This window comes from Pseudomonas entomophila, assembly GCF_029478665.1.
GTDB lineage: Bacteria > Pseudomonadota > Gammaproteobacteria > Pseudomonadales > Pseudomonadaceae > Aquipseudomonas > Aquipseudomonas entomophila_F.
The window spans coordinates 118892-128907 of record NZ_JARPQB010000012.1; the positions used below are offsets into that span (position 1 = coordinate 118892).

The following is a 10016-nucleotide window of genomic DNA, read 5'->3' on the forward strand; positions in this document are numbered from 1 at the left end:
GGCATGGGTGCTCTGACGAAAGCTGAGATGGCCGAAAGGCTGTACGAGGAGCTGGGGCTTAACAAGCGTGAGGCCAAGGAGCTGGTCGAGCTGTTTTTCGAAGAAATTCGGCACGCGCTTGAAGACAACGAGCAGGTCAAGTTGTCCGGTTTCGGCAACTTCGACCTTCGCGACAAACGCCAGCGGCCGGGCCGCAACCCCAAGACAGGGGAAGAGATCCCGATCACCGCGCGCCGCGTCGTCACCTTTCGTCCAGGGCAGAAGCTGAAAGCCCGGGTAGAGGCCTATGCTGGAACCAAGCCATAACGACGAGCTGCCCCCCATCCCGGGCAAACGCTACTTCACCATTGGTGAAGTCAGCGAGCTCTGTGCGGTAAAACCGCACGTGCTGCGCTACTGGGAGCAGGAATTCCCGCAGCTCAACCCGGTGAAGCGCCGTGGCAACCGGCGGTATTATCAGCGCCAAGACGTGCTGATGATCCGCCAGATCCGCGCTTTGCTGTATGACCAGGGCTTTACCATTGGCGGGGCGCGGTTGCGGCTCTCCAGTGATGAGGTCAAGGATGAGTCCAGCCAATACAAGCAGCTGATTCGGCAGATGATTGCGGAGTTGGAGGATGTGTTGGTGGTTCTGAAGAAGTGACCTGGTTGGCGACGAGTGGAAATTTTTGAAAAAAAGCTTCCATTATTCAAAAGGTTAGGTTAAATTCTTCAACGTTCTCAGCGGTATCGAGAATGATGTCGGGGCGTAGCGCAGCCCGGTAGCGCACTTGCATGGGGTGCAAGGGGTCGAGTGTTCGAATCACTCCGTCCCGACCAAAATACTCCAAAGAATCCAGTCACTTAGCGGTGACTGGATTTTTTTATGCTTTCGAATTTTGCCGCTGATAGAAATTTACCCCACTTTTTGCGCCACCGCGATGTTGATTAGATTTCGCGGGCTGCTTAGTACATCGAAATCCGTGAAAGAGGGCTGTTCAGAGCCGTTTACCTCCATGGGTTGATGGTCAGATGCTCGCACCCAACTGAATTGCAAATGGTAGATCTCGGATGGCCGCTTTCGACCCATAGCAGCCGTTCGTGGAGGGCAGCAAACGGCCAAAAGCAGACGCTTATGGAAGACCGCTTTCGACCCATCGCAGCCATTAAGCTCAGTGTGAGGCACCAAAAGGGCTCATTGGGCTAACGATGAAAGCAGCAACCGTATCGCGGATGGCCCTGATGCTGGCATTGACAATCGTTCAAAAACTTAATTAAAAGTGGTGAACAGCCCAACGATACATGGCACCATGACATGACGATACAGACGTGGATCTATGCTTCAAATATATATGGAATCGGATATATTAGTGAAAGATAGGTATTGGACTTTACGTGCTCAGTCGACCAGCACCGTTCAGGGATAGGGAACTATGATCGAGACATTGAAGCTTTCAAATTTAAAATCATTTATAGAAACGGAAGAGATAAGACTAGGCCCACTTACTCTGTTCTGTGGGTCAAATAGCAGCGGGAAAAGCTCTATACTTCAAGCGCTGTTGCTGCTTAGCCAGACTTTAAGTGCGCGGCAGACTTCTAACTCTGTAGTTTTGAATGGTCACTTAGCTCGCCTAGGGGCTTATGATGATATTAGATCCAATTATAGCGATTCGAGCAGGACTCGGATTAAGTTAAGATTGCATAATGATAGCTCAAGGCTCATTAATGATGCGCCCGAAAAAATTGAGCTTGACTTGGAGTTCGGTGCAAAGAAAAAATCTAAAGGTGATGAAGAGATATTTCACCCTCCAATACAAAGCCTAAGAATGCGGATTCTAAATACCCCAGATGATCCAGCGCTGGAAGAGTATATAGAGTTGAGGCCCGCAAAGGTTCCAGTAGTACAGGGTGTTCGCATATATAGCTACGATTATGAGATCGTCGATTTAAAATCTAAGGATGGCGAGGCTTTAGAAAAAGAATACCCCGGCCATGAAGTGCTAGGATGCAAGGGGCCTTTGCTGCCACGTGAGCTGCTAGTAAGGTACAATCATACTAAAAAGCTTTCTGCATATATTGTGAGCGCTATGTGCAGAAAGAATATCCATTTATTCGCACGACATTCGTTTGGAAGCTCGTCCCCTATTGAGCTTCCTCCTGAAATATTTAGGGAAGTTAACAAACGTATAGATGATGAGCGAGATGCGTTGAAATCAGCTTTACTAAGCTCCCTTACGCTTATCGGATTAAGCATCTCGGATCAAAAAAAAATAAACAAAAATCAGGTGCGCGCCTCCATTCAAGAGGACTTTATCACTGCGAACTTTAAACTTACCAACAAGCTCTTTCCCCAAGTTTTTCTAGAGCAAAAAATCAAGCTTGGCGAATGGCATGAGTTTTTAGATAGCCTAGAGGAAGCTCAGCAGCAATCCTTGATAGAATTCATCGATAAACACCGCGCCGCAATTCAAGAAATCTGGTACGACTCTGTTGATGTTAAAGAACAGCGTATCGAAGAGTACGATTTGAAGTTGCTATCTCCCGCCAGCCAGCAGTTGCGGGTTGAGTTCCCCAAGAATATCAAATATTTAAAACCTCTCCGGAATGAGCCTTCTGCCGTCTATCCATTCATGGATCAAGAGGTCGGCACAAATATAGGATTGAAAGGTGAGTATACTGCTGCAGTACTTCATGCAAATAAAGAGCGACTAATAAAATATCCTAAGCCACAGCTAGGTGAAAACCAGGAATTTAGCTGGTCGAATAAAACCGCGTCACTTCAAGATGCTTGTCATGACTGGCTATCTTATTTGGGGGTCGTAAAAAAAATCCAAACAATTGATAAGGGAAAACTAGGGTATGAGCTGAAAGTCAATATTTCGGATAAGGATCATCCTCAAGATCTGACGCATGTTGGGGTTGGAGTGAGTCAGATATTGCCAATCCTTGTAATGTGCTTGCTTGCAGATGCTGACAATATTTTGATCCTTGAGCAGCCTGAGTTGCACCTGCACCCGAAAGTGCAGTCAAAGCTCTGTGATTTTTTCATAGCGATTTCCGGTTTTAATAGGCAGTGTTTGGTAGAGACCCACAGTGAGTATATGATAAATAGGTTGAGGCTCCGGATCGCTCAGGGTAATCAAGAGCGCCTCGGCGAGGAATCGCCTATTTATTTCATAGAAAAAAATGAGGGAGCTTCCTCAATACGAAAAGTCGAGATCAATCGTTTTGGTGTTATTCAGGACTGGCCCGACGAGTTTTTCGATCAAAGTGATCGGGAAGTAGAAAATATATTGGTTGCCGCGGCGCGTAAGGAATTCAATGAAAGACAGAATCCCGGTGACAAGCCGAAACCCAAGCTGAAACCTATTATTACAAGGAAGCGCAGGGATGCGAATTCTGATCAGCGCTGATTATCTGCTCGCAAGCGCATTCTGCGCGCAGGATAAAATTCAACACTATTACGCAGGCCTTAGAAAACTTAGGGACGAGCACGAGGCTGGGCGACCGGTATTCCTTGAGCCCGACGCACTTCTCAAACTCCAGTGTAAAGGAATGTATCCGAGTTTTGACCTGTTTAAGCGAAATTTTCCTGCGAAACATGACTTTGGTTTTGGTGCGGATCACATCACTAAGGCAGTAATTTACTTAGTAAATAATGTTGCTCAGCTTAAAGTGGATGAGGAAATTTTGGCCGAGTGGCAGGAAGTTTCGTTAGAGGTTGATCCTGACCTTCATAGTGATGCGGACAGAGAAGAGCATCTTGCGAACTTGATGGTTGATCTGAGCCTTGAAAACGCTGGATTTGGATACGATCATATCGTGTTTCATCATCACTTACCTGACTTTCCTCGAGACGCAGTTGTTACGGGGACGATAACCAGCGTAGTGCCAGGACAGTTTGTAGTGCCTAAAGAGATTAGTCACAAAATATCGATTTCGGACAACTTAATTGACTATATCCTGAGGGTCAATGCTGAAAGTCTCTACCAGGAATCTGCAAATGATTCAGAACTCAAAAGCTCACTATATTTCGGTGTTGTACAGTTTTTAGCAGCCAATGGGCATGATCCGAAAAGTTTTGATGATCAATGCTTTACTTTGGGTGAGAATTTTCGAAATTCTCTACTAGGGCACGAATGCTCTGGCACCCACGCCTTCAGTAGTTTAGCTTTTCAGACCATCATTCGGGCCTTGGCGGGGTACCCCAAGAACTCAATAGATACGTTTGATACTTCTGAAAGCTCCAATGTTCAGTTAGTGCGCGATGGTCGTAAAGCTTGGAGAACGCACGTCAGCAGTGGAGGTCGCGGGCTTCGGTTAATGCTATGGACACATTCAAATGGCCTGATTGAGTTGGCGAATATTGGCAATAAGTGGGAGGAACGAATTTATTAAACTTTTTAGTGTTAATTTAGTTGGCATCTATACGCGCTATGATTACATACGGTAATCGGGTCAATAACGACGCCCAAATAGTCCATGTGCAACATCACGTAGAGGACAAGTGCGTGCTCAAACTAATCCGTCTTTACCTATAAGTCGGTATGTTATCTAGCGGGGTCGTCACCGGACAGAAGGATGAGAGGTCACAAGGCTGCCCGCTGACAGGGCCATTGCTCTGCGCTGCGCCGATAATGTGAGCACTTAAAGAATGTGCGCTTAGGGCCATTAGTGGTCGCTTGCGAGCGTCCCCTATTGGCCGACTGCTGCCCCTCGCGACAGGCCGCTTTGGGTCGAAAGCGGACACTCACCAGGGGCAGATCATGCCATTCGGCCACTGCAGAGGTAAACACAGATCCATTGCGTGCGGAACGGCCTGTCAGTGTACTGCAGATTATGGGGCGCTGCTTTCGTCCCACTCTTTCTCCGAATGGGCGAGTGCTCCGAGACTTCGGCGGCAAAGCTCAGAATATGATTGTAGGTGATGGTGGATCTGCCAGTTTGACAAGTAAAAATCAGCCTTCAATAGCTTTAAGTCGCTGCTTCAACTGCTCGTTGAGCGACATACCTTGCAGGCCTGAGTGAATCTCGCGATGGCAAGATGGGCAGACAGCACCTACGTACCGAGGGTGGTCGAGGCCGCCGTCGGAGAGCCGATTTACATGATGCGGTTCCAGGTATGGAGTTCCATCTTTCTTAAAAAAGGGAGCTGGCTTGTCACAGCTTTCACATAAACCTTTGGCACGCATGAGGACGTAGTGAGCGACCTTTCGGCTGCGCTGGTAAATTTTGCGCTGCGCTGATTGGTCCATTGTATTCGTTACCGGCTTACAGGCAGCCAGAGCAGCTATCCGAGCAGCGGCTAACGAATCTGCGAGGTCAACTTCTATCTCCAACTCAGTTTCGATACCCAGCTCTGGACTGCCTACAGGTACCAATCTGAATACAAGAGCAGTACGATCCTCACCATCAATATCCGGCTGGATTCGTTCAAAGACGTCGGCGCAGCAGAACTCACCTATGTAGCGATTACCTTTTCCTTTGCCGAGCGATTTGAACAGATGAAGCGCACGACCTGTCTCAGCATGCTCAGCGACAGCTCTGTTGCCACGGTTCAATGTCATCGGCCCACGCTGCCCTTCACCGGTGTAGAGAAACGCACCGTTGTCCCAGCGGTCGGCATAGCCGTATTGCTCGCCACTATCGCCAGTAAACAAGAAAATCGCCGGGTAGGTAGCGGATGCCGCTATGCCGCTCTGCCGGCTACCCCCGAATGGCCCGTTGATTTCAGTCACGCGATCGTAAATGGCCCCAGGCTCGAACTGTAGGACTGTTTCTAGACCAGGGCTTTGCAGCTCGATAATGGTAAACCCACGCTTTTCTAAATACCGGTTTGTGAGGTGTCCGCCAGGGAATTGGCCCACTGCGATACCGGTAGCCAAGGAAACTACTTTCTTTGCTGGATACGATGTACCCCCTACAGCAATCGCGTAGCGGTGGGGCAGGTTCGTCTCCCAGCCAAGCCACTCTCGTCTTCCTCTAAAATCGCGGTCAAATTCCAGCAAAGCCTCGTCAATACGTTCCTTCGATACAGCTTTGATCGCCACGTGCGTTGCCCTTTGTCGCCGATGTTTGTAGGAAATTTCCCCATCGTCGCCAAAGTGATCAAACGGTTCAAGAAAAACTGGCAAAGCGCCACTGCGATCGTAGCGTCCGCACGAGAGTTCGTATGCGTTTCAGGTCCATGTTCGTTGTGGCAGCAGGCGTCCCAGGGTCTACGGAATCGGATTTTCCCTCTTCCTTGTAGTCCGTTTCCGAAACATACTTCTACCCCCTTACAGCCCGTTGCAGCCGCTGCATCACCCATCTAGTCTCGCCAAGTCGCTGCCAATTCAGCGACCGGTTTTGACAGACCGGGAAGATAGTAACGCGCGTGCATAGCCGTCTATGGTGGCTGTACGTGGGGCACCTCGGTGCGCCGGTTTCCTATTTTCCCGGTCTGTCAACCCGCGTACAGCTGCCACCTTTCTGTTTGACAGCAGAGAACGGTAGCTCCATTTGAAAATAGGAGCTCTACCATGCTGAAAATAGTCCCCGATCCACCCCTACACGACAAATACACCACCCACACCCTCGAAGACCTCCTGGTCCAGATCTCCGAATACCTCGTCTGCGCCCTGACCGTCAGCCAGCAGACCGTTCTGCTCCATGCCAAACCCCCAAGCCAGGTCCTGACCCTCGCCGCCATGCACGAAATCGACAGCGCCCGCACCCTGGTGGAAGTGGCGCTGAGCCGCGTGCAATCCCGGCACTGACCAGGCGAGTCTGAGCTCGCACTTGATGTTCACCGATCAGGCCCCGCGCCGTTCGCGGGGCCGCAGGAGGAATGGTATGGATAAGGAATTGCAAATCCCGCGCATCAAGAAACTTGTCACCACCGGCGTCGGGCATTTCGGCGAAGGCGCGGAGGTGGGTGTGCAGGACCCGCTGTTCCGCGTGGTGGCGGGGCATCCGCTGGACCACGCTGTGGAACAGGCGACCGTGCTGATGTGTGCGGTGCACAAGATCAGTGACCTGGCGATGGTGGAGACTGATCATCTGCCTACGCTGCTGACGGCGGTGCATTACCTCAGTGGTATGGCCAAGGCGTTGGCCCAGGATGTGAATCATGGGTTGATGGTCGGGCGGGGGGCTGAGTAGGGGGAGGTTGTGTGGCCGGGGCTTGGTTGCCTGGGCGGGCGCTATCGCGGGGCAAGCCCGCTCCTACAAGTCCGCGCCCACAAGCCCGATCCCATAGGCCTGCTCCCTCGTTTCCGCTAGCCGCTATGGCGCCAGGTTCACACCGTTACAGCGCCCCTTGGTGGAGAAATCGTTGATCTGCCGCGCCTTGTCCACCGACATCAGGATCGTGCAGCCGCCGGGATGGGCCACGTCGTCCCAGTAGTTGATATGGACCATCACGTTGTCTTGCATCTCGGCGGTGCTGCCGACCACTTCCTTGCGCACGTAGGTGGTATCGCGGTACCAGCCCAACTGCACCCCAGCGCCGCCGGGCAACGGCTTCATGCGCATGGGCGGGCCGAAGAAGTCGATGGCCTGCTTGGCGTCGCGCCCTTGCCATTGGTTGCCCGCCATCAGCTCCGGCAGGGTCGGGATGCAGCCGGCCAGCACAGGCAGCAACAGGCCGAGGACCAGCAGAGGACGCGTGCTCATCGTGGGGTGTTCGCCAGCATGTCGTCCAGCTCCTGCACCGCCGGGCTGTTGGCCTGCACGCCAATCAACTGGATGAACATGGCCTGGAGGGTGGCGACCATCTTCGCCGCCGGCATCTTGCTGATCGACAGCATCTGGTTGCGCGCGCGGTTGTCGGGGGCGCAGACGAAGGCGAAGGTGCGCTGCAGCCAGTAGTCCTTTGGTGCGACCCAGTCTTTGGCGTTGGTTTTTACATCGCGCACGGCACCGTCGAAGCGACGTATCGCCCGGGCGCTGTCCAGGCGGATCTGGCGCTGTTTGCATTTGACCTGCACCTCGTAGGCGGCGAGGGTCGGGAAGGCCGGGTCTTCGAACAGCTGCATGACCTGGGCCGATTGCACGCCACCGGGTTTTTGCAGGATGCAGGCGGCATCCGCGACGTAGACCTCGTTGTGCAGGCGTTCGCCTTTGCCGTAGATGATCCAGTAGTCGCCCGAGGCGGGTGCGGCCAGGGCCGGGGTGCTGCAGGCCAGGGCCAGGATGGCCAGCCATTGGCAGAGGGGTGGAAGTTTGTGACCCATGGCGTCCTTTCCTGGTTTTTGTAATCCAGGGGGACTATACGAGGCATGGGGGGCAGGGGCGATTAGCACACTTGTGCGATGGCTAACAGCCTGTGGCACTTAGGTGCAATAAACAGAGCGTTCCGCGACCAGCGAATATTTGGGAAGCGTCTGGCATACAACCTGTTCTCGTTTTCGTAGGCTGCATCCCTTGTCTACAAGGAGAGCAGACCATGGCGTTCAACGGCTACATGAGTATCAAAGGCAATCGACAGGGGGTGATTTCGGCGGGGTGCAATACCCAGCCATCCATTGGCAACAAATGCCAGCTCGTGCACCAGGACGAAATAACGGTGCTGTCCTTCAATCACGCGATTGCCACCCCTGATACCAACCAACGAGCTGTGCACCAGCCCGTGGTGATCACCAAGCACATCGACAAGGCCACACCCTTGTTGGCCCAGGCCGTGGACAGCCGGGAAGTGCTCGACTGCGATATCCAGCTGTACCGCATTCATCCGGCGGGCCATCGGGAAAAGTACTTCTCCGTAAGGCTGGAGGGCGCGGTGGTCGTCAGCCAGGAGTTGGACGTGCCCCACACGGTGCTCTTGACCGACCAGGACGCGGAGGAGCGGTTGCTTATCAGCTATCGGGCCATCAGCTGGATTCATCACGCTGCCGGTACCACCGGGTATGCCACCTGGGGGGAGCAGCTATGAGCCAGCGTGACGAATTTGGTGAGCGGCTGGATGAGGCGTATTGGGAGGTGAATGCGGCGGCGTCTCGGTTGATCAGCTATGGCTGCGGGGTCAGCCCGCGTCATTTGAGCGATATCCGGCTTCGGATGCAGTTCAACCGGGAGTTGGCCTACTACGCGCGACGGGTGGTAAACGATGTGTATGAGCGCCAGATGGAACCAGAGCAGGCGCTTGCTGCATTGAAAGCTGAGAAAAATAGTCTTCAACTTCAGCGAGAGAGAATTGCCACGCAGTCAGTTGGGCTTCTCGGTGGCGTGGGACAGCTAGTAACAGGAGGTGGCATTTGCTACGGCTCACTGGGGACGCTCTGTGCTGTAGTGGGCGGGCCTTTGATTGCACATGGAGCAAATAATGTGTATGAAAATCTCAGGGGGTTGTACGAGGGGCGTGACGATATTCAGGGGCCTGTCAAAAAGGGCTATCAAGAGGTTTCGAAAGCATTAGGTTATACAGCGCGCGAGGGGAAGGCGGCTTATCTAGTTGCTGACTTATCATTGTCAATAGGTGCCTTGTTTAGACCTGTACTTAAGCCCGATGCATGGCGTCTATACAAATACTATCGTGTTGACAAAGAGGCTGCGATTCGGCAGATGAGTAACACAGCAATGGGGGCTGAGGCGGCACTCAATACACCTACCGCAATTGATCTGTACAAAGAGTACAAAAAGTGACTATGAAAGGTCTTCTTTTGTTTGTTGGGCTTGATGTCTTGTTGACCATATGTTTTGCCAAAATTGTCCTCCGCAGGAGGGCGCTGGCAACAATAATGACATTGTTTAGCATATTGATGATGGCTGTTTACTTGAAGTTATTTGGTGGCTCAGGGCTGATTAACTATTCATTTGACTATGGCGATGGTTTTGAGCGGGAGTTAAATATCGTGATGACTATCAGTATTGCTATGTTTTTGTTTCACGCTTGGTTTGTATAGGCTTTATCAGTCGGATCATAAGAATTAGGGCGCTTGTCGAGTGAAATGCTCGAGCGGTCAAGCTGAGCGAATTGGTAAACAGTTAATCGTTTTCGCTGAGGTATATCTCAGCTAGGCAGTGTACGAAAAGTAATGTCGTAGGCACCGCCGCCA

General features: G+C 52.0%; 12 protein-coding genes and 1 tRNA gene. 10 read left to right on the plus strand and 3 right to left on the minus strand.

Annotated elements, in window-relative coordinates; translation table 11 throughout:
* Window positions 1-3 precede the first annotated feature (3 nt).
* The 5 genes from ihfA to P5705_RS08615 all read left to right on the plus strand — a co-directional run bounded on the left by ihfA (window position 4) and on the right by P5705_RS08615 (window position 4377).
* Window positions 4-306 carry an integration host factor subunit alpha gene (gene ihfA, locus P5705_RS08595; protein ID WP_009394049.1) on the plus strand — a complete coding sequence of 101 codons (303 nt, stop codon included), beginning with the start codon at window positions 4-6 and terminating at the stop codon, window positions 304-306.
* Entirely contained in the window at window positions 287-643 is a 357-nt protein-coding gene (locus tag P5705_RS08600; protein ID WP_011533210.1) for a MerR family transcriptional regulator, read from the plus strand. The genes ihfA and P5705_RS08600 overlap by 20 nt, the downstream gene beginning before the upstream one ends.
* A gap of 99 nt (window positions 644-742) precedes the next feature.
* A tRNA-Pro gene (locus P5705_RS08605) sits at window positions 743-819 on the plus strand.
* Window positions 820-1412: 593 nt separating this feature from the next.
* Window positions 1413-3392 carry an AAA family ATPase gene (locus P5705_RS08610; RefSeq protein WP_277460417.1) on the plus strand — a complete coding sequence of 660 codons (1980 nt, stop codon included), beginning with the start codon at window positions 1413-1415 and terminating at the stop codon, window positions 3390-3392.
* Window positions 3370-4377: a hypothetical protein gene (locus P5705_RS08615; protein ID WP_277460418.1), complete on the plus strand. Its 1008-nt coding sequence runs from the start codon at window positions 3370-3372 to the stop codon at window positions 4375-4377. Before P5705_RS08610 ends, P5705_RS08615 begins: the two co-directional genes overlap by 23 nt.
* 560 nt (window positions 4378-4937) lie before the next feature.
* Here P5705_RS08615 and P5705_RS08620 read toward each other — a convergent pair.
* The gene (locus P5705_RS08620; RefSeq protein WP_277460419.1) at window positions 4938-6029 is read right to left on the minus strand and encodes an HNH endonuclease; all 1092 of its coding nucleotides are present in this window, start codon (window positions 6027-6029) and stop codon (window positions 4938-4940) included.
* A gap of 471 nt (window positions 6030-6500) precedes the next feature.
* On the opposite strand from P5705_RS08620, the gene P5705_RS08625 reads away from it, so the two are divergent.
* On the plus strand, window positions 6501-6737 hold the full coding sequence (locus P5705_RS08625) for a hypothetical protein (protein WP_277460421.1): 237 nt from the start codon (window positions 6501-6503) through the stop codon (window positions 6735-6737).
* Window positions 6738-6813: 76 nt separating this feature from the next.
* A complete protein-coding gene (locus P5705_RS08630; RefSeq protein ID WP_277460422.1) occupies window positions 6814-7122 on the plus strand; it encodes a DUF3077 domain-containing protein in 309 nt (102 codons plus the stop codon).
* Between the two features lie 123 nt (window positions 7123-7245).
* On the opposite strand, the gene P5705_RS08635 is transcribed toward P5705_RS08630, so the two are convergent.
* Both P5705_RS08635 and P5705_RS08640 read right to left on the minus strand, forming a co-directional pair.
* The gene (locus P5705_RS08635; RefSeq protein ID WP_277460423.1) at window positions 7246-7635 is read right to left on the minus strand and encodes a hypothetical protein; all 390 of its coding nucleotides are present in this window, start codon (window positions 7633-7635) and stop codon (window positions 7246-7248) included.
* The gene (locus P5705_RS08640; protein ID WP_277460424.1) at window positions 7632-8195 is read right to left on the minus strand and encodes a hypothetical protein; all 564 of its coding nucleotides are present in this window, start codon (window positions 8193-8195) and stop codon (window positions 7632-7634) included. Before P5705_RS08640 ends, P5705_RS08635 begins: the two co-directional genes overlap by 4 nt.
* Before the next feature lie 212 nt (window positions 8196-8407).
* On the opposite strand from P5705_RS08640, the gene P5705_RS08645 reads away from it, so the two are divergent.
* Genes P5705_RS08645 through P5705_RS08655 form a run of 3 tightly spaced genes read left to right on the plus strand, consistent with a single transcriptional unit; the run spans window position 8408 to window position 9863 of the window.
* Entirely contained in the window at window positions 8408-8893 is a 486-nt protein-coding gene (locus P5705_RS08645) for an Hcp family type VI secretion system effector (protein ID WP_277460425.1), read from the plus strand.
* Window positions 8890-9603: a DUF4225 domain-containing protein gene (locus tag P5705_RS08650; RefSeq protein WP_277460426.1), complete on the plus strand. Its 714-nt coding sequence runs from the start codon at window positions 8890-8892 to the stop codon at window positions 9601-9603. Before P5705_RS08645 ends, P5705_RS08650 begins: the two co-directional genes overlap by 4 nt.
* A complete protein-coding gene (locus P5705_RS08655; RefSeq protein WP_277460427.1) occupies window positions 9600-9863 on the plus strand; it encodes a hypothetical protein in 264 nt (87 codons plus the stop codon). The genes P5705_RS08650 and P5705_RS08655 overlap by 4 nt, the downstream gene beginning before the upstream one ends.
* Window positions 9864-10016 lie beyond the last annotated feature (153 nt).

Coding starts and splice junctions, on each gene's coding strand:
- P5705_RS08645 (WP_277460425.1), top strand. CDS start 8,408: ATGGCGTTCAACGGCTACATGAGTATCAAAGGCAATCGACAGGGGGTG.
- P5705_RS08625 (WP_277460421.1), top strand. CDS start 6,501: ATGCTGAAAATAGTCCCCGATCCACCCCTACACGACAAATACACCACC.
- P5705_RS08650 (WP_277460426.1), top strand. CDS start 8,890: ATGAGCCAGCGTGACGAATTTGGTGAGCGGCTGGATGAGGCGTATTGG.
- P5705_RS08635 (WP_277460423.1), bottom strand. CDS start 7,635: ATGAGCACGCGTCCTCTGCTGGTCCTCGGCCTGTTGCTGCCTGTGCTG.
- P5705_RS08615 (WP_277460418.1), top strand. CDS start 3,370: ATGCGAATTCTGATCAGCGCTGATTATCTGCTCGCAAGCGCATTCTGC.
- P5705_RS08600 (WP_011533210.1), top strand. CDS start 287: ATGCTGGAACCAAGCCATAACGACGAGCTGCCCCCCATCCCGGGCAAA.
- ihfA (WP_009394049.1), top strand. CDS start 4: ATGGGTGCTCTGACGAAAGCTGAGATGGCCGAAAGGCTGTACGAGGAG.
- P5705_RS08640 (WP_277460424.1), bottom strand. CDS start 8,195: ATGGGTCACAAACTTCCACCCCTCTGCCAATGGCTGGCCATCCTGGCC.
- P5705_RS08630 (WP_277460422.1), top strand. CDS start 6,814: ATGGATAAGGAATTGCAAATCCCGCGCATCAAGAAACTTGTCACCACC.
- P5705_RS08610 (WP_277460417.1), top strand. CDS start 1,413: ATGATCGAGACATTGAAGCTTTCAAATTTAAAATCATTTATAGAAACG.